This is a genomic window from Christiangramia aquimixticola (genome assembly GCF_048285835.1).
In the GTDB taxonomy this organism is placed as follows: domain Bacteria; phylum Bacteroidota; class Bacteroidia; order Flavobacteriales; family Flavobacteriaceae; genus Christiangramia; species Christiangramia aquimixticola.
This window is the reverse complement of sequence record NZ_JBLVTL010000004.1, coordinates 334,264-355,811: the sequence shown is the minus strand read 5'-3', so window position 1 is coordinate 355,811 and position 21,548 is coordinate 334,264. Positions and strand designations below refer to the sequence as shown.

Below are 21,548 nucleotides of genomic sequence, written 5' to 3'. Positions count from 1 at the left end.
ATAATGTCTGCTGCTACAAAATCTGTAGTAGCCTCACTGAAGGTGAAGCTAATAGTGGCAGTCTCTTCAGCTTTTAAACCAGTCTTATCTGAGGTGATCGCCAGGGTGGGTGAAACGGTAGTACTCGTTAGCGTTAAGCTATCTCCTTTTCCGGTATTGCCATCACTATCGGTATAAGTAGCATCGGCTACGGAGATGGTAATATTACCATCATAATTGGAAGTTGATGTTAAGGTTGCGGTGTAGGTAATATTATCTGTAGTAGACAAAGTACCTAAACTTCCCCCGGTGGTGGTAATGTCTGCAGCTACAAAATCTGTAGTAGCCTCACTGAAGGTGAAGCTAATAGTGGCAGTCTCTTCAGCTTTTAAATCACTCTTATCTGAGGTGATCGCTAAGGTTGGTGATACGGTAGTACTGGTTAGCGTTAAACTATCTCCTTTTCCGTTATTGCCATCACTATCGGTATAAGTATCATCGGCTACGGAGATGGTAATATTACCATCATAATCGGAAGTTGGTGTTAAGGTTGCCGTGTAGACAATATTATCTGTAGTAGACAAAGTACCTAAACTTCCCCCGGTGGTGATAATGTCTGCTTCTACAAAATCTGTAGTAGCCTCACTGAAGGTGAAGCTAATAGTGGCAGTCTCCCCAGCTTTTAAATCACTCTTATCTGAGGTGATCGCCAGGGTTGGTGATACGGTAGTACTGGTTAGCGTTAAGCTATCTCCTTTTCCGTTATTGCCATCATTATCGGTATAAGTATCATCGGCTACGGAGATGGTAATATTACCATCATAATTGGAAGTTGGTGTTAAGGTTGCGGTGTAGGTAATATTATCTGTAGTAGACAAAGTACCTAAACTTCCCCCGGTGGTGATAATGTCTGCTTCTACAAAATCTGTAGTAGCCTCACTGAAGGTGAAGCTAATAGTGGCAGTCTCCCCAGCTTTTAAATCACTCTTATCAGAGGTGATCGCCAGGGTGGGTGATACGGTAGTACTGGTTAGCGTTAAACTATCTCCTTTTCCGTTATTGCCATCACTATCGGTATAAGTAGCATCGGCTACGGAGATGGTAATATTACCATCATAATCGGAAGTTGGTGTTAAGGTTGCCGTGTAGGTAATATTATCTGTAGTAGACAAAGTACCTAAACTTCCCCCGGTGGTGGTAATGTCTGCTGCTACAAAATCTGTAGTAGCCTCACTGAAGGTAAAGCTAATAGTGGCAGTCTCTTCAGCTTTTAAATCACTCTTATCTGAGGTGATCACTAAGGTTGGTGAAACGGTAGTACTGGTTAGCGTTAAGCTATCTCCAGTTCCGTTATTGCCATCACTATCGGTATAAGTATTGTCCGCTACGGTGATGGTAATATCACCATCATAATCGGAAGTTGGTGTTAAGGTTGCCGTATAGAAAATATTATCTGTAGTAGACAAAGTACCTAAGCTTCCCCCGGTGGTGGTAATGTCTGCTGCTACAAAATCTGTAGTAGCCTCACTGAAGGTGAAGCTAATAGTGGCAGTCTCCCCAGCTTTTAAATCACTCTTATCTGAGGTGATCGCCAGGGTTGGGGTGGCAGCAGGCGCCGTTAAAGCAATAGGTCCAGAAATTGTATTCGATTTACATCCCCCTGAAGTAATTGAAATGTTAGTATAACTCCCTTCATCAAGGTTGCTAATTGTCAAACCAGATGGATTGGCAGTAAATGTCCCGGTAGGTTGTGGAGTTCCATTGAAAGTGTAGTTCACACTATAGGTGCCGGAGGTAACGCCGCTTAGTGTTATTTCCCCATCATTGGCAGTATCACTTGTTGGGTTTTTAGTAGAAGAAAGTGAGATGATTGCTGCTCCCGGATCATTTAATGAGACTTCATTAATTAATACATCTGAAGCACATCCATTCAATACAACCTGAAAATCCCTATATGTACCTGCATTTAAATTTGCTATTCTGTAGTTCCCACTGGCATTAGAAGAAAAGGCTCCTAAATTCACAGTAACCCCATCATCTTTATAATTTAAACCATCGAAATTAGTTGATGCTGCAAGGCCTTCCAGAGTAATAAAACCATCATTTCCTCCACAGGTGGTAGGGTTCGAAGGTGAGGCTGAATTAACTTGTGGTGAAGTAATAGTTATAGAAAATCGTTGTTCTTCACTTGCACATAAAGTTGAAGCGGTAGAATTTCGAACAGTAAAAACTCCATTGTAAACACCATTCTCCAAATTAGCAGGAAGAGTAATTGAAATTGGACTATTAGTATTTGGGTTATTAACAATATCCACAAAACCTTTACCTTCAGCAGTAGAATCAAAATTTATGGAATAATCTATTGCAGGGCCATTGGTAACGGTATACTCTAAATTTGTAGTTGTTGCTCCTTTACACTCCTGAAGGTTACTTGAAGTTAATGCAACTACGGGTCGGCTATATACATTTACATCAATGCCATTCGTGAATTTATGTGCACAATCAGTTCCAATTTTAATGGCGCGAACACTTATTTTACTTACTGATGTTTCAAGGCCGAAGGTTGTCAGCTCCATGCTATTGCCTGTTCCCAGTTTTGCTGACCCTATACCTGCATCAGTTGCAGAATCTATTAATTCATAAACAATATTTTTTTCGGTATTCCCAAGTGTGAAAGAAATAGTTTCACCTTCACAAATTTCAGTATTAGTAATCGCGGTAAAAGACTGTTGGACCGGATCAAGGCATTGAACCACTGTACCTTCAATTATAGGACTTTCACATTTTACTCCATCGCCAGAAGTAACTCCTGGGAGAGCTCCTGTATATAAAACGTCGTAATCCGCACTTGCCTTGTCCAGACCGGTTATAGTCCAGTCACCATTCGTGTCTACGATGGTCGAAAACGAATTTTTGTCAACTATAATTCCATCAAGGTATAAGGTGATCGTATTCCCGGGCGTTCCTTTTCCCGATATACTGGAGTCTCCTTCGATTATTGGATTAGAAGTAATAGCAAGAGAACCGTCTACTGTTTGGGGGGAAATCTCTACTTCATTTGAAAGGGAGCTTTCCAATTCACCTGAAGTTAAAGCAGTCGCGACCATAAAAATTCCTGAATCCAGGCTTAATCCTGTAATCGTCCAGGTACCATTCGTTTGTACAGTGGTAGAACCGGAATTTGTATCTGCTGTGGTTACGCCTGCGGAATTTTTGGTATAAAGGGTAATTGTAGATCCGGGTGATTCTGAAGAAGCACCACTTACCGATGTGACTTTAGAGCTCGTGGAAGCACAATAAGTTCCGATTATTGTGGGAGTTTCAGAAAATCCTGTTACTACCTTGCTTTCTGAAGCGGTCGCTCTACAATCAGTTTCATGTTTTGCAGTAACATATATTACATCTCCTTCTGTATGACCTGAAATAGGGATGTTCCAGTCGATGGTAGATGTAGTAGTAGTTCCGGTAAGAACATCATTGATATATAAATTTATAGTGTGTAAATTATTCCCTCCGTTCTCCGAAATCTGCCCCGTTAACTGAGTAGTGGATTCATATACGGGATCTGTAGTGATAGTAGGAGTCCAGGCTGGAATTCCATTACAGACTTCAGTTGGTAAAGATTCACATTCCTGGTCACTCTTGGAAGTTAAGGAGTATCCTCCGGTTTCTAAACAATTTCCCTTCCCACAATTAATAGTGAAAGAACCAGCTCCTGTTCCATCAGTAGTAATAATAACGGGATTCGGGCTTCCAGTCCATTCAGCTCCGGTAGAGTTATCATATACCGTTATGGTATAATCTGTAGAAGGTAATCCACTTATATCGCCAGTAAAACCTTTACCGGTACCTCCTACAATTACTGCAACATTAAAAGGTGCTTGAGAACAGGCTGCTCCTGCTGTAGTCTCATTACAGTTTGAATAGGATTCAGATTTTTCAGGTTGACCCGTTGATAATGGCACTCTGGCGGTCGCACTATATATATCGCCGGCAACTGTAGGTGTAATTCCAGAAAGTGTCCAGACGCCACCAGTTAATGTGGTTGTTCCAATAGAGGCTCCATCTTTAAAAACTTCAATTATTGCACCGTCTACTTCTGTAGATGTTCCGGAGATACTTGTGGCATTTTCAGAAATAGGAGAATTAATGGAAGGGCAGGCAGCTCTTGGTGCCAAAGTATTTCCGTTCTCAATTTCAGTAACACTTGTTGGAGGATAAACACTTATTAATTGTTCCCAAAGATTATCAGTTGATCCGGTAGTATCATCGATCCCTCCAAGATCTGATATTCCATTATTACCCATTGCTGCTTTAGGATTTATAACGGTGTTACCTACCATTCTTAAAGGAGTGGATTTCGTAACAGAAGGAAAAGCAGCGGTAATATCTGCAAACGGGATATAGAAATCATAGAAATAATCATCATCACCACAAATCTCAGAGATTGCAATTGACTTTTGCGCAAAACCATCATATGGTCTGTCAACAGTTGCATCACCTTTTTCCTCGGGCGAAACTTTTCCATCTACATCGTATAATCCCACCCCAAAATTGGTCATTAAAACCACCTCAATTTCAAAACCGGGATTTCCTACTTCATAATTTGGATCTGCATCTGGTCCTGTAGCGCCAAATTTTTGATCGGTATCTATGAGTATAGAATAACCTTTAGAATTTTCTCTTGTATCGGCCAGCCTGAATCGAAACATTAAATTATCACCATCGAAATAGGTGTAAATGGTATTATTTTCATCAGACTTTACTAAATCTGTAAAACCACAATCAGGACCTGGTCCAATATCGCTATTGGGTTCCGGAGATGCACTGGGTAAGGGGGTGTAAGGGATTTCACTTTCGGCCTCATCATTCTGTGAAAATCCATTGGTATCTTTGGATGAATAGCCATCGAGGTTAGGATCAAGCACACTTTGCCCCGGACTAGTAGCAGGTTTATAAATAAGACCTTTAGTTTGGGCAGTAAGGTTAAAGCATGAGGATACTAGCAGGATTAAGAATATCCCGAGGGTTAAAAATTTCTTCATATTAGAAATTAAAAGGCTTATAAGTTGAAAAAAATGGAAATGTAGAATGGAGAATTTATTATAAGAATAAAAAATTCTCTTTTTGGTATATAGGGTGATAATTCATTTTGTAGGATTTGGGTACTTGTGTTTTGTAAATAAATACAAATTTCTTAAAATAAGGTTAACAAAAAAAATTTTATCGATAAAAACGATTCTTATATCGTTGATACTCAATTATTCTTAGAGTGTTTATAATAAGAGGTTATATGGTTTAAGAAATCGCTGGGAAGGTTAATTAGGACTAGAGTATTGGCTTTCAATAAGTTGAATAAAATGTTTCTAATTTCCTTCTCCTTTTTGCTTAATTTAATTCTTTCTTGCTTCAATCCAGAGTTTTATTGATTCCCCGTCTTTAAATGATTTGAATCTCCGTTATATTATTATCAGTTCGATATTTTGTAGGAAGGAAAGGCTGCATGTTCGCATTTGAACATTAGGTAATAAATAACTTGATTTAGTTTTATTGAAATTCTGAAAATCAGCAATTTTCAAAATTATGGTTAGGTCGGAAATCCTTCACACCTGAATTGAGTCCTGTTTTAAAAAAAACTGTATAAATAAAAAAAAGCTCCAGATTTCTCTGAAGCTATTCTTTCGGTGCGGGCGAAAAACCCCCGAATCCTCGGGGGAGCCTTCACACTTGTTTTAATTTCTGATTTGAAAACTGTATAAATAAAAAAAGCTCCAGATCTCTCTGAAGCTTTTCTTTCGGTGCGGGCGAAAGGACTCGAACCTTCACACCTCGCGGCACTAGATCCTAAGTCTAGCGTGTCTACCAATTCCACCACGCCCGCATTTAAAAAATTTACAACACTTAGGACTCGTTGTAAATCCCTGCTTAATTACCTAAGCGGGTGCAAATATAATTATAACTTTTAAATATCAAATAGTGAAATGAAAAAATATCGAAAAAAAAATTCACGTTTTCTACCCTGAAAAAATCAGGATTTGTCTAAACTATTCATTTTCAGAAGAGAGGAGAGCTGGCTTAAAATGACGCAATTTTGAAGATTTTTATTGTCCTAAGATCATTTTTAGTTTTCCCATCTTATCTTATTAACTTTACACGAACTTGAAAAATAAGAAATGGATTCAGTTAAGAAATATATAGATAAAAATAAAGACAGGTTTGTTGATGAATTGAAAGATCTTTTGAAGCTTCCTTCAATTTCTGCCGACCCGGCTTATAAAGATGATATGCTTACGACAGCAGAAGCGGTAAAGGAAAGTTTGCTGAAAGCTGGTTGTGATCTGGCAGAGGTTTGTCCAACTCCGGGACATCCTGTAGTGTATGCTGAAAAAATAATTGATAAAAATCTGCCAACTGTGCTGGTTTATGGGCATTATGATGTGCAACCACCAGATCCGCTTGATCTTTGGAACTCCCCGCCATTTGAGCCGGTTATAAAGGAAACAAAGATCCATCCGGAAGGGGCTATTTTTGCCCGGGGTGCCTGTGATGATAAAGGGCAGATGTATATGCATGTAAAAGCCATGGAATACATGACCCAAAATGATGAACTTCCCTGTAATGTGAAATTCATGATCGAAGGGGAAGAAGAAGTTGGGAGTGAACATCTGGACTGGTTCATCAAAGAAAATAAGGAAAAACTTCAGAATGATGTGATCCTTATCTCAGATACGGGAATGATCGCAAAAGACACCCCTTCTATTACTACCGGTCTCCGCGGCCTTTCTTATGTTGAAGTGGAGGTAACCGGTGCAAATCGTGATCTGCATTCCGGATTATATGGAGGAGCTGTTGCCAATCCTCTTAATATTCTAAGTGAAATGATCGCATCCTTAACAGATGAGAATAATCATATTACCATCCCCGGTTTCTATGATAATGTGGAAAATCTTAGTGATGAAGAGCGTTCCAAAATGGCTGAAGCTCCCTTCAGTTTGGAAGAGTATAAAGAAAAGCTGGATATAAAAGACGTTCATGGCGAAAAAGGCTATAGTACTCTGGAACGTGGCTCTATAAGACCAACCCTTGATGTGAATGGGATGTGGGGCGGATATATTGGGGAAGGCGCCAAAACGGTGTTGCCTTCGAAAGCCTATGCGAAGATCTCCATGAGATTAGTGCCTAACCAGGATTGGAAAGAGATCACCGAATTATTTAAAAACCACTTTGAAAGCATTGCGCCACATAGCGTGAAAGTTGAAGTGAAACCACATCATGGCGGATATCCATACGTAACACCTATTGATACAATTGGCTATCAGGCGGCGAGCAAAGCTTATGAAGAAACTTTCGGGAAAACCCCAATTCCTCAGCGTAGTGGAGGTAGTATTCCAATTGTTTCCCTATTCGAAAAAGAACTTGAAAGCAAGATTATTTTGATGGGCTTTGGTCTGGATACAGATGCTATACATTCACCAAACGAACATTTTGGGATTTGGAATTATCTTAAAGGAATAGAAACCATTCCGTGGTTTTATAAATATTTTACTGAAATGAGTAAATAGAAAAGCTTATTAAAGAATTAAAGATAGACGGAATTGAAAAATTCTGATTTTTGTTTAATTATTCAATAAAAGCGTTGAACTTCTTTTAGCTTTTTGACCACTTTGCTGGCAATTTATCACGCAGGGAATCAAGTTTATTAAAATTTGGTTCCCTGTTTTATTATATTAGCGCTTCAAATTTTTTAACAATATGAACAAATTATTAAGTACTTGTCTTTTGGCAACGGCTCTTACATTCGTAGCCTGTGATAAGGATAAGAAAGATGCGGAAACTGTTCAAACTGAAAAGACTACCGCAGATGATTTTAATTATAAGGTGGAAGAATTCGCCGATATTAAGGTCCTGAGATATCAAATTCCCGGATGGGATAATTTAAGCCTGAAGGAACAGAAATTGGTTTATTATCTCACTCAGGCAGGTCTTGCAGGCCGTGATATCATGTGGGACCAGAATTACAGGCATAACCTAAAAATAAGGGAGGCACTGGAAAATATCTATTCTAATTATGAGGGAGATAAAACGAGTGAGGAATGGAAGTCTTTCGAAACTTACTTAAAACGAGTTTGGTTTAGTAACGGGATTCACCACCATTATTCCAATGCTAAAATTAAACCAGGTTTCACTAAAGATTATTTTGATACACTATTAAAAGAAACCAATACGCAATTAACCGGAGAGCCTTATGAAGTGATCTTTAATGATAAAGATGCTAAGAAGGTGAATTTGGATGCAACAGTAGGATTGGTAGAAGGCTCTGCAGTGAATTTTTATGGTCCGGATGTGACCACTGCTGATGTTGAAGCATTCTACGCCAACAAAAAATCTCCAAATCCGGATAAACCACTTTCTTTCGGTTTGAACTCCCAACTTGTAAAGGAGAATGGAAAACTGGTTGAGAAGGTTTATAAAAGTGGCGGACTTTATGGTGAAGCAATAGATGAGATCGTAAAATGGCTTGTGAAAGCTAAGGCTGTTGCCGAAAATGAAAAGCAGGCAAATGCACTTGGGTTGTTGATCAAATATTATAACACCGGTGATCTTAAAACCTGGGATGATTATAATGTGGCCTGGGTAGAAGCTACTGAAGGGAACATAGATTATATCAATTCTTTTATTGAAGTGTATAACGACCCAAAAGGTTACACAGGTTCTTATGAAAGCATCGTGCAGATCAAGGATTTTGATATGTCCAAAAAAATGAGTGTACTTGAAAAAGACGTTCAATGGTTTGAGGACAATTCACCAATAATGGATGAGCATAAAAAGGATTCAGTTGTTGGAGTAACCTATAAAACTGTGATCGTTGCAGGTGAGGCCGGAGACGCTTCTCCAAGTACGCCAATTGGAGTGAATCTTCCAAACGCAAACTGGATTAGAAAAGCTCATGGAAGTAAATCAGTTTCTTTAGGTAACATTATTAATGCATACAACAATGCAGGTGGAACCGGGAAATTGAAAGAATTTGCTCATGATGAGGAAGAGGTCCAGCTTTCTGAAAAATATGGAAAAGAGGCAGATAAATTACATACTGCGCTTCACGAAGTAGTTGGTCACGCATCGGGTCAAATGAACCCGGGAGTTGGTGAAACCAAGGAAACTTTGAAAAATTATGCATCCACTCTTGAAGAAGGTCGTGCAGATCTTGTTGGGCTTTATTACCTAATGGATCCAAAACTTGAAGAACTTGGACTTACAGATGATCATGAGAAGCTTGGAAAAGCAGCTTATAACGATTACATCCGTAACGGACTTATGACGCAGCTGGTAAGAATTGAACCGGGAGAGGATATCGAAGAAGCTCATATGAGAAACCGTCAATGGGTGAGCGCCTGGGTTTTTGAGAAAGGAAAAGAAGAAGGAGTTATCGAAAAAGTGAAAAAAGATGGAAAAACTTACTTCGATATCAAAGATTACCAGAAGCTAAGAAAGTTGTTTGGTGAGTTGCTTAAAGAAACTCAGAGAATTAAATCTGAAGGAGATTTTGAAGCTGCTAAAGCTCTTGTAGAAACTTACGGGGTAAAAGTAGATCAGGACATCCATAAAGAAGTTCTGGAGAGAAACGCTCAGTTTAAATCTGCACCATACAGCGGATTCGTGAATCCGGTGCTTGTTCCTGAATTAGATGAAAACGGGGAGATCGTAACTATTAAGGTTACTCAGCCTGAATCTTTTGAAGGGCAAATGATGGAATACGCTAAAAAATATAGCTTCCTAACCGAAAAGAAATCACCTAAAGAAGAAGAGAAAGTAGAAGCTGCAGAAATGTAATTTCATTGAACTTTTAAAATAAAAAAAGCGTGGTGTTTAATTACCACGCTTTTTTTTAGCAGTTCTTCTGAAAAGGTTTAATCTCTGAACTTTGTTTTTAGATAAAGTCTTTCAACTTTTTCACGGGCCCATGGTGTTCTTCTTAAAAATTTAAGGCTGGATTTAATTGTAGGATTGCTTTTAAAGCAATTGATATTTACTCTTTCTGCCAGTCCATCCCAGCCATAATGCGCATGTAACTTATCCAGGATTGTGGCAAGCTTTATCCCGTGTAACGGGTTGTTGGGTTGTGAATTGTTTTGATCCAAGATTATACTTTTTTTACAAAATTAGTAAGTATTACTATTTGCTGGCCTTCTACCTTTCCTTCAATTTGTTCCGCATTATCATGCACCAGAGAAACTCTTCTCACTGCAGTTCCACGTTTGGCGGTGAGGCTTGAACCTTTAACATTCAGGTCTTTCGTGAGAACCACTGTATCTCCGGCTTCGATTACAGCACCGTTACTATCTTTATGAACTACAGAATTTTCAGAAATATCATTTGCCACTCCTGCTTTTGCCCAGGCTTTTACATCTTCTTCCATATACATCATGTCCAGTAAATCCTGTGGCCAACCTTCAGATTTTAATCTGCTCAGCATTCTCCAGGCCATCACCTGTACTGCCGGGACGGTACTCCACATACTATCATTCAAACATCGCCAGTGATTTGGTGCTACCTTCTCCGGATCTTCGATCTGCTCTTTACAGGTATCGCAAATAAGGATGCTATTCTCGAGTCCTTCTACAGGAGAATCCGGGACTTCAAAAACGCTTAGATTATTTGCATTGCTGCAAAGTTCGCAGGTAGAATCGCTACGTTGTTTTAAATTTTCTTCAATGGTCATTTATGCTGAATTTTGATGCAAAGATAGTAGAATCCTTTCCTATACCGTGAGAATAGGAAGAAGATTGAAAAATGCAACTTTTCGAGAACTGTAAAAATATCAGTTTCCCAGCATCCTTTTCCAGAGTCGGGGAAGCAGGTTTTTTGCGTCGCGCATCTCTTTTTCCCTTTCGGTCGCAGTTAATTCCCCATGCTCTTTCTGTAATTTATAGCTGAAAATAAATTCAGAATCGGGATCTTCTATATCTAAATTTCCAAATCTGAGATCATTGAAATAAAGGGCATCATTTTCTTCTGAAAAAGTATACCAGCCCTCACTAATTTGTATGAGCCTATGTAAATTGGGATTTTCCTTTATGGGATTAGCCAGTTCATAATTTTTAGGAGCGCTGTGAAAACTGATGGGTTGAGTATCGAAAATGGAATAATTACCTATGAGAAACGAGTCCTGAGTTTCAATATTTGCAGTCCATAATATGGTATTAAGGGGAGTTGGCCTGGTGTCCATTCTCTCGTAAGATATATTTTGACTTTCCAGGGCAGTTTCGAATTTCTGAAATGCATAGAATTTCAGAGCAGGAGTGACAAGCAGTAAATAGATACTGCTTACTATTAGCCCGAGATTATTATACTTCCTGCGTTTGGGATCTGTTCTTTTCCTCCGCATTGCGAGAATAAGAAATACCAGGAACGGTAGGGTGTAAAGCGGATCTATCACGAAGATATTCTTGTAGGCCAGTCTTAGGTCAAATGGCCAGAAAAGCTGAGTACCCCAGGTAGTATGAGCATCGAGTAAGGGGTGGGTGAAAAGTCCCCAAAACATTAACCTGGACCAGTTTTTCCAGGTAACGCCCTCAAAATTTTCGATCTTAGAAATGATCCAGCCAAAAATTGGAGCAAAAATGACTGAAAAGGCAATGGAATGCGTGAACCCTCTATGGATCTCAATAGCAGTAATAGTATCGAAAAAGTTACCGACAAATGTATCCAGATCCGGGATCGTCCCGGCGATGGCTCCATAAAGAATGGCCTTGTTTCCAACTTTTCTGCCAAGTACGGCTTCGCCCACGGCGGCTCCTAAAACGATCTGGGTTAATGAGTCCATTTTTTAAATATAAGCTTTGCAATTAGACCACAGGTTTCTAAAACCTGTGAGGCCTTCTCGTTTTAAACTTCTACAATTTTCATTTTTCGAAGCAGAAAGGAAGCATTCATATTCTGGCAAATTCCATCCTTTAAATGGTAGTCGAAGTGAAGTTCATCATTTACGATCTCCGCATCAAAATAGAAATTTTTCACTTGTTGCAGTTCATTGCTTATTTCACAAAGACTTAGATCGTGCGTAGCAATAATTCCGGTGGAATTGCTGCCAACCAGCCTTTGTACAAATTTTCTGGAACCTATTGCTTTATCTGTGCTGTTCGTGCCTTTCAGGATCTCATCCAGAATGATAAAATAATTCTCTGTCTGGATCTTTTCCACGATATACTTCAGTCTTTTTAATTCTGAAAAGAAATAAGATTCATCATCTCCCAGGGAATCACTGGTACGCATACTGGTAATAAGTTTCACCGGGGCATATTTACAATTTTCAGCACATACCGGTAAACCAATATTGCTCATAAGGATCTGCAGCGCAATCGTTCTAAGAAAAGTACTTTTCCCGGCCATATTCGCACCGGTAATTATAAAGAATTGCTTCCCGTCTATTTCAAAATCGTTGTTAATGCGTTTCCCTGCATCGAGGAGGGGATGTCCCAGGTTCTTAGCTTTAATACCTTCACCGGCAGGCAGGATCTCCGGGTAAGTATAAGTTTGATGATTAAAGGCGAAATTCCCCAGACTATTATAGGCATCGGTTCTTTCTACAGCTTCAAACCAGTGTTCTACCGCGGTGTGGTGATGTTCTATCCATTTCTCCAGTCTGTAAGAATGTCTTAGGTCCCATAGGAAAAATCCGTTTGCCAGGACGCCGAACAGAAAATTGTTGCGTTGATCCAAAGAATCTATAGCTCTTGAAAATTCTTTTAAGATCACCGAAGCTTTTTTAGATTCTGAAGTGATGGAAGTTTTAACCTCTTTCATCAATTCCGAATCAAAATTTTCGGTTTCTATAAAGGCAAGCAGTTGATGGTATTGCTGAAATGTGTCCTGTACCATACTCACCTTTGCTGAAAGGTCATTCACTTTTTTGAAGAAGAATCCGGTGATCATTAAACCAACCAAAAACCAAAGTAATACCTGAGAAGCTCCAATAATTCCTAAATAATAAATGAAAAATACGGCAATGGACGCCAGGGTGAAAACTGCCGGAAACCATTTCATGTATTTAGGGACAAAACTTTTGTAGTTGCGTATCCATGAGAGGATCTGTTTAGATTCCGTTTCGGTTTTTACAAGTTTTGCGGTAGCTGTATAATTCTGTCGCCAGTCTGCTTTGGAAGCCAGCTCCTTAACCGCTTCCTGTTTTTTAAGGATATCTACTGTTTTGTTGGCAAGCAGGATCTTTGCAAGTCTTTCCTTTCCTTCCTTCAGTGCAGTTCTGTTGAGATACTGAAAAAATGATTTCTTGCCAAAAAGGTCTATATCCCTGCTATAGTCATGATCTTCCGGATCGAATTTTTTTCCGTCAGGCAAATCGGAAAAATCGCGGGTTTTCAGAATTTTTAATTCCCGCTCATTGATGTTGATCAGAGCTACAAGTTTTTCTTTTTCCTTTTTAAAATCGGTATGTCGGGATACCAGATAGATAAAAACTGCAATTAGAAGGATGGTTAGAGGTAACAGGATGTTAATATTTCCGAAGAAAAAATAGATCTCAGCACAAATGGCAAGGAAAACGAACAATCTTAGCGTGCTTGAGAAAACAAGTTTTTTGGAGATCTGGTTTTTTAAATCAATGTATTTCGCCTGTCGCGAGGAATAAAATTCTTCAGCTTTTGTCATTATAAATCTTCAAGTTCTTTTTTAAGTTTTATGTTGAGTCCTTTTACTACGAGCTCGTAGGAATGATCGATCAATTCAAAAACAAGTTTCGGGTCCAGCCTCCCATCCAGGACCAGAGTGTTCCAGTGCTGTTTATTCATATGATAGCCCGGCAGGATATTGTCTTCAAATTCTTCTCTAAGTTCTATAGCCCTTTGCGGATCACATTTTAAATTGGCTCTTAACGGGATTTCATCCAGGGTGACAATGGAGAACATCTTACCCATAACTTTGAGCACAAGATTATCGGAACCAAAGGGGAGACCTTCTGTCACTCCTTTTTTGCCAAGGCAATAATCTCTAAAAGTGTCGATGTTCATTTCTTTTATTTAGACCCTGAAAACAAGTTCAGGGTGACGTTGGAATGGGATTTACTAAAATCGTCATGCTGTCCCGAAGCATCGAGAATATCAGCATCTCATAGTTCATAGAATAAATCTCTCATTTCCGGATTTTTAGTTTTGATCAAATTCAATTTCCAGTCTTTATGCCAGTTTTTCAATTGTTTTTCTCTTGCTATTGCCTGATTAATATCTGAAAATTCCTCAAAATATATCAGATCATGCACCTTGTATTTTTTTGTGAAAGTAGATCCTTCACCATTTTTGTGTTGGATTAATCTGGTTTTCAATTCAGATGTGACGCCTATATACAGCACAGATCTGGTCTTATTAGATAATATATAGGTGTAGCTTTTTTTCATTTTTAAAAAGAAAGACCCTGAACCAAGTTCAGGGTGACGCCAAAAATTCGTCATGCTGAACTAGTTTCAGCATCTCATTACTGATTTTCAATCTTTCTATTAGCCTCGGTCTCTATAGTCAACGCGGTATAATCCAGTTTCCAGCCGATGGTTTCCACGATCTTTTCCATTAAAAGAATGGTCTCCAAAGCTTCGCCTTTTGCCTTATCCAATAAACCGCTTTGCGGTATCTTATCTACGATGGTCTTTTTAGCATCGCGATTAATATCTGTAAGATCTGAAGTTGTAAAAGGATTCGCCCAACCTTCACGTTTGTCGTAATATTTAAAATCTGTTTCAATCGTTAACAATTCGGGTTGAGGAAAATTGGTAAGGATGATCTTTTTATGATCATTATCGCTTTCCATTCTAATCTTACTCAGATCAAATCCTACATGAGCCTTTGCGTTTACTAATACAATAGCTTTTTTCTTTCCCAGAATAAGACTCAAATATTTCTCCTTCAGATTTTCGTAATGATAGATCTCAGAAAAATCACCTTCTACCGTAATGAACTTGCAAACGCTTTTTATTTTGTCCATCAAAACCACAGATTGCTCACTGGTTTTCAGTTTTGAACGTTCAGAGTTGAACCTCGCAAAAATAAAATAAGCAACAATGGCGCCTACCGCCAATCCTATAAAGAGTAATTCCATATTTAATTTCCTATTTCTCCCAGATGAGTAAATTTAAAACCTTTATCATACTTCAAACCATATCCTAAAAACCTGTCAAAACTGGAATGAGTAAATAAAATGATCCCGCATATCTCGAGTTCCTGCAATTTAAGATAATATCCAACCAGACCAATGAGTATTGCCAGGCCTTTATGATGAAATATATTATAAAGAATGGCGCCGGTTTTATTATTTGCCAGATATCCCAGCATTCCAACATCGGGAACAAAGAAAAGTCCGGCGAACCACCACAAGCTCAGGTCGAGCAGGCTAAAGGCCCATATTCCCAATAGGAACATTCCCAATTCTTCAAGTTTTAAAGTCAATCTCATCTATCAAGGATCTTATAAAGTACCGGCTTGCAGGGAGCGGCATCATTTTCAAAAGAAGCAGGCTGTAAATTCAAAAAGTAGTCGCCATCCTCGATCTTATTTGGGACATAGATCAATTCCGTGATCGTAGCATCATAACGTATGTTTTTCGGGTAATCCCAAAAGGCTTTGTGAGCCAGTAATTTCCCATTATCCTTTTCTTTATCTACAGAAGGCTGATCTATCAATAAATGTTTTATGCCAAGCTCCCGAATGTGGGCAACCGCTGCTTCTTCCAGATATGGCCAGTTACTATGCGAATGATTCCTGGATATTTTCCCGATATAATTCGGAAGAGTTCTTATGACCACAGCTTCCGAATCTATATTGTTAAGACTCTTGCTGATCTGTCCTTTGGTAAATACATAATCCTCACCTCTTTTTTCCGGTTCAATAGAAATTAAGCGTGCCTTGAAAAAGAAGATTTTTAGATGCTGCTGAAGGCTGTTGAATTCCTTGCTGATATGTCCCACACATTCGGTATGCGTTGCATGAGCATGCGGATTAAACCAGATATTGTTGAAATTCACCGATGAGCCTTCGCTCACTTTGCCAATAAAATCTCCATCCTTTACCGGTTTAATTTCCGGGTGATCCAGGTACCAGGCCATTGGATTTTTATTATCCCCGCGCAGACTGATGGAAATATCCAAAGGTTGGGAGAAATCTATTTTATAAGAGTGGCTCTTATGGCTTATGCTGGCTAACATGATGTTCGATTGGTTCTAACAAATGTAGCATAGTAATTTGATAATTGATAATAGGTTTTTAAAATGAGATTTCTCGGGCGTAGTACTTCTTCAGAATGACTTTACAGATGTCATTTCGACCAAAGGGAGAAATCTGTTTTTAAGATTCAACTAATATGAGATATATCAGGCGCTTCACTTCTTCGAAATGAGGTTAACCTACTCGATATAGAAAAGATCGGCTGCGATGCCGTCACTCAGGAATTTTCCTTTGGTAGTAATATGAAAGGTCTCTTGCCTGATTTCCATAAGCCCATCTTCAATAAACTTCTTACTTTCTTTCAGGAAATGGAGTTTAAATTTATCTCCGAATTTGTTCCCGAGATCTGTCGCCGATACTCCAAATTTGGTGCGTAGCCTGGTCATCACAAATTCATTGTAGGAGTCGGTATTGGAAAGTTGTTCAGATTGCTGAGGTAAGTTGCCTGCTTCAATGGAATGAATATAAAGGCTGTTGTTGCTGATGTTCCATTTCCTGAAGTTTCCATCATAGGAATGAGCTGAGGGTCCGATTCCCAGATAAGGTTTCCCTAACCAGTACGCCATATTATTTTGAGAATGATAACCCGGTTTTCCATAATTGGAGAATTCGTAATGCTCGAATCCCTTTGAGGTCAGGCTACTGACCAGAATATCAAATTGCTCCCGGTATTGTTCATCTGCCACAGGTTTTACCTTTCCCTTTTCGATGAATTTCTCTAAAGCGGTTTTAGGTTCCACGGTGAGCGCATAACTGGAAATATGTGGAATGTCCAGGTCTAAGGCGATTTTTAGATTCTCTTTCCACTGCTCATTGGTTAATCCCGGAATTCCGTAGATAAGGTCTATACTTATATTGTCGAAATACTGTTTCGCTAATTTTAATGATTGGAGAGCTTCTTCAGCATTATGTGCCCGGTTCATCAGTTTCAAGTCAGCTTCAAAAAACGACTGGACGCCAATGCTTAATCGGTTTACCGGCGAAGCATCCAGCATTTTTATCACTGCTTCAGAAAGGTCATCGGGATTTGCTTCCAGCGTGATCTCAGCATTTTCAGAAACTTCATAATACCTGAAAATCGTCTTAAAAATAAGATCCAATTCTTCTGAAGTTAATAAAGAAGGAGTTCCGCCGCCAAAATAGATAGTTTCAATTGAGTCTTCTCCGAGTTCATCCTTCCGAATCTCCAGCTCCTTGCATAACATTTCTACCAGTTGAGCCTTCTTCTTCGTTGAGGTGGAAAAATGAAAATCACAATAGTGGCAGGCCTGCTTGCAAAAAGGGATATGGATGTAAATTCCGCTCATGTCAAATATGAGGTGATAAGGTAAGATAATTCAAAACTTCCGGCCACATATATTAACATGGCGATGAAAAAAGCAAAAAAGGCTTTAATTCCTACTAAAAATTTATTGCCTTTAAAGAATCGGATACAGCAAAAAATAAAATATACCAGTGCCAAAAAGATAATTACCGGCTGAATTTGTTTGCTGCCGTAAACTGTGATTACGGTTCCAAAAATTGTGAGTAAGGTGTAAATCCCGGTAATATAAAATGCGATCACCCAATACTCCAAAAGTCGCAGGCGTTTGAAAAAAAAGACCTTTAACGAGATGCCCATTCCCAATACTAAAAGAAACAAGAATTTATTTATGTTCCTTATCATGAAAACTGAAGCTTCTTTAGATGCACTTGATTCATTTTCGCCTGTGATAACCATAGACTCCACGTTCGATTCAAAATCGATAAGGGATCTAACCACCAGGTAAATGGCCGTCATTAGAATAAAAAAAGCTACAGGCCGATAGTATTTCTTTCGACTTCCTCCCAAATACTCCTTAAATAGTTTTTCAGGTTTAAGAAATAATGTTCTTAGAGTGATGCTAAGTGGAGATTCCACAGAAAACAGACTTTGATAAAGGTCATCTCCTAATTCTGAATAGGTAACCGCACCCACATTGGAACGTTGACCGCAAGTAGAACAATACTTCCCCGATATTGCAGAGCCACAATTATTACAGGTGTCGCTCATTACTTTTTAATTCTGTTTTCGTTTTGTTTAACAAAAGCATCCCAGCCGGTATAACTTTTTCCAATTTCTGTTCTTCCTGAATTGTAAAAATGACAAACAGCCGCCGCAAGACCGTCTGTTGCATCCAGGTTTTTGGGAAGTTTCCCAATATTTAACTGACTCTGCAGCATCTTTGCAACCTGTTCCTTGCTGGCATTTCCGTTTCCGGTAATGGCCATTTTGATCTTTTTGGGCAGATATTCTGTAATAGGAATATCTCTGGAAAGTCCGGCGGCCATAGCTACTCCCTGAGCTCGTCCAAGTTTAAGCATGGATTGCACGTTTTTCCCAAAGAAAGGAGCCTCAATGGCGATCTCATCCGGATGATAGTTGTCAATAAGTTCAATGGTGCGTTCAAAGATCAGTTTTAGCTTTACGTAATGATCGCTGTATTTGTTCAGCTGAAGTTCATTCATCTGAATAAAACTCATCTTTTTATTTTCCACCTTTATCAGACCAAAGCCCATAATTGTGGTTCCCGGGTCGATACCCAGAATGATCCTTTCGCCTTTCAAAACCGTTTTTTTCGAAGATATGCTCACAAAAATTACCTAATTTGGGACTTTCACAAAGCTAAACAATTCTGCTTTGGCAGCATCAAACTTCATGGTCATGCTTTTGCTGATCTTTCTGGGACTTATCACTTCAGCTTATCTGGGGCTGGTAGTGGCATTTATCTATGGCTGGAAAAAAATTCCTGAATTTAAATTAAAAGGTAACTCTTCAGAAAACTCATTTTCAATTATCATCCCTTTCCGCAATGAGGCCGAAAATTTACCGAATCTTTTTAAGTCGCTAACAAACCTGAATTATCCCAGTAGAAAATTTGAAATTCTACTGGTAAATGATGCTTCGACAGACCACTCCAGACAATTGGCAGAGATCTTTCAAAATGAATTTCAGGAACTCCATATTAAGGTTCTTGATAATATAAAAAACAGCACCTCCCCTAAGAAAGATGCGATTAGAACCGCCATTCACGTTTCCAAATTCGATTATATCGCCACGACAGATGCAGATTGTATCGTGCCCGCAAACTGGCTGCATTATTTTGATGAAATGATCTTTAGTAATAATTCTAAAATGATCGCCGGGCCGGTTGGTTTTATACAGGATTCAGCAAGAAGAAAGGCATATTTTCAACGTTTTGAAGAGCTGGATTTTATAAGTCTTCAGGCCTCCACAGTGGGAGCTTTTGGAATTGACAAAGCCTTTATGTGCAATGCCGCCAATATGTGTTACGAAAAAGAAACTTTTCTACGGGAATCCGGATTTAATGCCGATGCAGGGATCGCCAGCGGGGATGATGTTTTCTTATTACAGCAACTCCGGAAAAAAGGCTTAAAAGTGGACTTTGTGAAATCAGCTAAGGCAGCCGTCCTAACCAATCTTCAGCAAAACCTGAGCGGACTGATGGCCCAAAGGATACGTTGGGCGGCCAAGACTTCTTCTTATTCCAGTAATTTTGCGAAAGCCACGGGAATAATTGTCTTTTTAAAGAATTTTTCCCTGATCGTTTTTAGTGTTCTGGCTTTACTTGGTCTGATCCCTTATCAATTTTTGATGCTGGTATTTTTATTGAAGTTCATTGCAGATTTTATCCTGATCCACAAGTCGGCGAAATTCATGAAGAGTGAAGAATTGATGCGCAATTATTTTTGGAGCAGTATTGTTTATCCCTTTTTCACAAGTTATGTCGCTATTCTTTCCCTGGTTAAGGACTTTAAATGGAAGGGGAGAAGATTTAAGAAGTAATTGACAATGAACAATGAACAATTACCAATTATTAATGAGATTCCTTCGGCTTCACCTCGTATAGACGATTCAAAGTTATCACCGTCATTGCGAAGGAGCAAAGCGACTGAAGCAATCTCACTATTAAGATCCTGACTATTCCGCTTTAACCACCACCGGCATTTTAAACATAGTAGAGACCGGAATCCCTCGTTTATTAGCAGGATAGATCTTTGGAAGTGAATCTATACTTTGTTTTAGCCACTGCTCAATTTCCGGTAATTGCCTGGTTATGGTAGTGTCTATCGTCATAGACTCTATCTGTGGTTTTCCTTCTTTGGTGATCTCCAGGTAAAGAAAAATTGTATCGTGGATACTCTCCGTAACTACCGGTTGCTGGTTTGCCAAAAATGTATATATGGTAGTGGCCACCTGATTCTCAAAACAATTTTTTGCTTCCGCCAGACCGGTTTTATTTTTGCAGTTTTCAAAAGCGGGGTATTCATCTACTTCTTTCCAGTTAAGGGAACGGGATTCCTGCTCTAAAACTTCTTCAGAAGAGATCTTTTTAGTTTCAAAATTACAGGAGGTCAGTATTAAAATGAATACCAGAAGTAATGCTTTGTTCATTGGCAATCCGCTTTCGAAATTCAAAAATAGTGAAATATAGCAGGTTAGGAAAAATTGCTTGAATTAAAATGATTTAATACCTAAAGTAGAAAGCAGCTTCCCCTAATTTTCTTATTATTTCGACTGATGGATCTCACCTTTTAATAGACCTATGCGGTACTCAGCTATGGATAGCATATCATTTCTTCCGGAGTTTTTATACTTATTATAATAAGCCTGGTATAAATTCAAGATACTTTCTTTGTCTTTCATAAAAGCATCAGCGGCGATGGCTCTTTCCAGGATTGCCCGCTCATTTTTAGGATTGTCTTCTATGGCTTTTTCAAAATTCTGAAAAGCTTTTTCAAATTCACCTTGCTTCTTAAAGGTTAATCCAATATTTAAGTACTCATTATCTAACGGCTGTTTCTTAATTAGCAATGCCATGGTAAAGTGTAATTGTGCCTTGTCAACCTCATCTGTGATTAGATAAAGCGTACCAAGATTAGAATGCACCGCACTGTTCATGTCATTAAAATCCAACATTTTTTTATAGGTTTCTATGGCTTGTTTTGGTTGAGCATTGAGGCGATAGGCTTTAGCCAGTTTTTCCAGAATAAACTCAGAACCTTTTCCAAGGTTAATGATTTTCTCGTAAACCGGAATCGCCTTGTCAAACTGAAGGGAAACCGAATAAGCCTGGCCTAAAATAGAAAGTAAGGAAATATTGTCTGGTCTTTTCTCTAAGCCAGTCGAACTCAGTTTTATTGCATTAAAATGCTGCCCATTTTGTAAGTGGTGTTTACTGGTTTTATATAATGCTCCCTGATGAGTAGATTCGAGAGCGATTGTTTTAAAAAACAGGTCTATGGCCGTACTATCTTTTTTCCTCTCACGTACCAGGCCCAGCCGAAATACAAACCCGGCATTGT

Annotated in this window: 18 protein-coding genes and 1 tRNA gene; 3 read left to right on the top strand and 16 right to left on the bottom strand. The window is 38.9% G+C overall.

Annotated elements, in window-relative coordinates; all coding sequences use genetic code 11:
* Both ACNKXV_RS10840 and ACNKXV_RS10835 read right to left on the bottom strand, forming a co-directional pair.
* The coding region (locus ACNKXV_RS10840) for an Ig-like domain-containing protein (RefSeq protein WP_417907745.1) at positions 1–5,024 on the bottom strand (5,024 nt) is incomplete at its 3' end.
* Positions 5,025–5,778: 754 nt separating this feature from the next.
* Positions 5,779–5,860 (bottom strand) — tRNA-Leu (locus ACNKXV_RS10835).
* Positions 5,861–6,152: 292 nt separating this feature from the next.
* Between ACNKXV_RS10835 and ACNKXV_RS10830 the strand changes: the two genes are divergently transcribed.
* Both ACNKXV_RS10830 and ACNKXV_RS10825 read left to right on the top strand, forming a co-directional pair.
* On the top strand, positions 6,153–7,541 hold the full coding sequence (locus ACNKXV_RS10830) for a dipeptidase (protein WP_417907744.1): 1,389 nt from the start codon (positions 6,153–6,155) through the stop codon (positions 7,539–7,541).
* A gap of 190 nt (positions 7,542–7,731) precedes the next feature.
* On the top strand, positions 7,732–9,810 hold the full coding sequence (locus ACNKXV_RS10825; protein ID WP_417907743.1) for a dipeptidyl-peptidase 3 family protein: 2,079 nt from the start codon (positions 7,732–7,734) through the stop codon (positions 9,808–9,810).
* Positions 9,811–9,887: 77 nt separating this feature from the next.
* On the opposite strand, the gene ACNKXV_RS10820 is transcribed toward ACNKXV_RS10825, so the two are convergent.
* The 12 genes from ACNKXV_RS10820 to ruvC all read right to left on the bottom strand — a co-directional run bounded on the left by ACNKXV_RS10820 (position 9,888) and on the right by ruvC (position 18,788).
* Entirely contained in the window at positions 9,888–10,118 is a 231-nt protein-coding gene (locus tag ACNKXV_RS10820; RefSeq protein WP_417907742.1) for a VF530 family protein, read from the bottom strand.
* A gap of 2 nt (positions 10,119–10,120) precedes the next feature.
* Positions 10,121–10,699 (bottom strand): PhnA domain-containing protein, encoded by a 579-nt coding sequence (locus ACNKXV_RS10815; protein ID WP_417907741.1) that lies wholly within the window; start codon positions 10,697–10,699, stop codon positions 10,121–10,123.
* Positions 10,700–10,798: 99 nt separating this feature from the next.
* Complete coding sequence (locus tag ACNKXV_RS10810; protein WP_417907740.1) at positions 10,799–11,803, bottom strand: metal-dependent hydrolase; 1,005 nt, start codon at positions 11,801–11,803, stop codon at positions 10,799–10,801.
* A 62-nt stretch (positions 11,804–11,865) separates the two neighbouring features.
* A complete protein-coding gene (locus ACNKXV_RS10805; protein WP_417907739.1) occupies positions 11,866–13,644 on the bottom strand; it encodes a MutS-related protein in 1,779 nt (592 codons plus the stop codon).
* Positions 13,644–14,003 (bottom strand): MmcQ/YjbR family DNA-binding protein, encoded by a 360-nt coding sequence (locus ACNKXV_RS10800; RefSeq protein ID WP_417907738.1) that lies wholly within the window; start codon positions 14,001–14,003, stop codon positions 13,644–13,646. Before ACNKXV_RS10800 ends, ACNKXV_RS10805 begins: the two co-directional genes overlap by 1 nt.
* 98 nt (positions 14,004–14,101) lie before the next feature.
* On the bottom strand, positions 14,102–14,440 hold the full coding sequence (locus ACNKXV_RS10795; RefSeq protein WP_417907737.1) for a GIY-YIG nuclease family protein: 339 nt from the start codon (positions 14,438–14,440) through the stop codon (positions 14,102–14,104).
* Between the two features lie 23 nt (positions 14,441–14,463).
* Positions 14,464–15,081 carry a DUF4230 domain-containing protein gene (locus ACNKXV_RS10790; protein ID WP_417907736.1) on the bottom strand — a complete coding sequence of 206 codons (618 nt, stop codon included), beginning with the start codon at positions 15,079–15,081 and terminating at the stop codon, positions 14,464–14,466.
* Positions 15,082–15,083: 2 nt separating this feature from the next.
* Positions 15,084–15,434 carry a DUF4260 domain-containing protein gene (locus ACNKXV_RS10785; RefSeq protein WP_417907735.1) on the bottom strand — a complete coding sequence of 117 codons (351 nt, stop codon included), beginning with the start codon at positions 15,432–15,434 and terminating at the stop codon, positions 15,084–15,086.
* Positions 15,431–16,183 (bottom strand): cyclase family protein, encoded by a 753-nt coding sequence (locus ACNKXV_RS10780; RefSeq protein ID WP_417907734.1) that lies wholly within the window; start codon positions 16,181–16,183, stop codon positions 15,431–15,433. The genes ACNKXV_RS10785 and ACNKXV_RS10780 overlap by 4 nt, the downstream gene beginning before the upstream one ends.
* 198 nt (positions 16,184–16,381) lie before the next feature.
* A complete protein-coding gene (gene hemW, locus ACNKXV_RS10775; protein WP_417907733.1) occupies positions 16,382–17,509 on the bottom strand; it encodes a radical SAM family heme chaperone HemW in 1,128 nt (375 codons plus the stop codon).
* Positions 17,506–18,234: a DUF3667 domain-containing protein gene (locus ACNKXV_RS10770; RefSeq protein ID WP_417907732.1), complete on the bottom strand. Its 729-nt coding sequence runs from the start codon at positions 18,232–18,234 to the stop codon at positions 17,506–17,508. The genes hemW and ACNKXV_RS10770 overlap by 4 nt, the downstream gene beginning before the upstream one ends.
* A complete protein-coding gene (gene ruvC, locus ACNKXV_RS10765; protein WP_417907731.1) occupies positions 18,234–18,788 on the bottom strand; it encodes a crossover junction endodeoxyribonuclease RuvC in 555 nt (184 codons plus the stop codon). Before ruvC ends, ACNKXV_RS10770 begins: the two co-directional genes overlap by 1 nt.
* Positions 18,789–18,861: 73 nt before the next feature.
* On the opposite strand from ruvC, the gene ACNKXV_RS10760 reads away from it, so the two are divergent.
* On the top strand, positions 18,862–20,028 hold the full coding sequence (locus tag ACNKXV_RS10760) for a glycosyltransferase (RefSeq protein ID WP_417907730.1): 1,167 nt from the start codon (positions 18,862–18,864) through the stop codon (positions 20,026–20,028).
* Between the two features lie 135 nt (positions 20,029–20,163).
* Here the strand turns inward: ACNKXV_RS10760 and ACNKXV_RS10755 are convergent, their stop codons facing one another.
* Together ACNKXV_RS10755 and ACNKXV_RS10750 are read right to left on the bottom strand one after the other, a co-directional pair.
* Positions 20,164–20,637, bottom strand: a complete 474-nt coding sequence (locus ACNKXV_RS10755; protein ID WP_417907729.1) for a hypothetical protein — start codon at positions 20,635–20,637, stop codon at positions 20,164–20,166.
* Between the two features lie 114 nt (positions 20,638–20,751).
* On the bottom strand, positions 20,752–21,548 hold a 797-nt coding region (locus ACNKXV_RS10750), incomplete at its 5' end, for a tetratricopeptide repeat protein (protein WP_417907728.1).

Bases quoted from the DNA above. Each gene is read 5' to 3' on its own strand.
- ACNKXV_RS10830 (WP_417907744.1), top strand. From the start codon at position 6,153: ATGGATTCAGTTAAGAAATATATAGATAAAAATAAAGACAGGTTTGTT.
- ACNKXV_RS10825 (WP_417907743.1), top strand. From the start codon at position 7,732: ATGAACAAATTATTAAGTACTTGTCTTTTGGCAACGGCTCTTACATTC.
- ACNKXV_RS10815 (WP_417907741.1), bottom strand. From the start codon at position 10,699: ATGACCATTGAAGAAAATTTAAAACAACGTAGCGATTCTACCTGCGAA.
- ACNKXV_RS10810 (WP_417907740.1), bottom strand. From the start codon at position 11,803: ATGGACTCATTAACCCAGATCGTTTTAGGAGCCGCCGTGGGCGAAGCC.
- ACNKXV_RS10805 (WP_417907739.1), bottom strand. From the start codon at position 13,644: ATGACAAAAGCTGAAGAATTTTATTCCTCGCGACAGGCGAAATACATT.
- ACNKXV_RS10800 (WP_417907738.1), bottom strand. From the start codon at position 14,003: ATGAACATCGACACTTTTAGAGATTATTGCCTTGGCAAAAAAGGAGTG.
- ACNKXV_RS10795 (WP_417907737.1), bottom strand. From the start codon at position 14,440: ATGACGAATTTTTGGCGTCACCCTGAACTTGGTTCAGGGTCTTTCTTT.
- ACNKXV_RS10790 (WP_417907736.1), bottom strand. From the start codon at position 15,081: ATGGAATTACTCTTTATAGGATTGGCGGTAGGCGCCATTGTTGCTTAT.
- ACNKXV_RS10785 (WP_417907735.1), bottom strand. From the start codon at position 15,434: ATGAGATTGACTTTAAAACTTGAAGAATTGGGAATGTTCCTATTGGGA.
- ACNKXV_RS10780 (WP_417907734.1), bottom strand. From the start codon at position 16,183: ATGTTAGCCAGCATAAGCCATAAGAGCCACTCTTATAAAATAGATTTC.
- hemW (WP_417907733.1), bottom strand. From the start codon at position 17,509: ATGAGCGGAATTTACATCCATATCCCTTTTTGCAAGCAGGCCTGCCAC.
- ACNKXV_RS10770 (WP_417907732.1), bottom strand. From the start codon at position 18,234: ATGAGCGACACCTGTAATAATTGTGGCTCTGCAATATCGGGGAAGTAT.
- ACNKXV_RS10755 (WP_417907729.1), bottom strand. From the start codon at position 20,637: ATGAACAAAGCATTACTTCTGGTATTCATTTTAATACTGACCTCCTGT.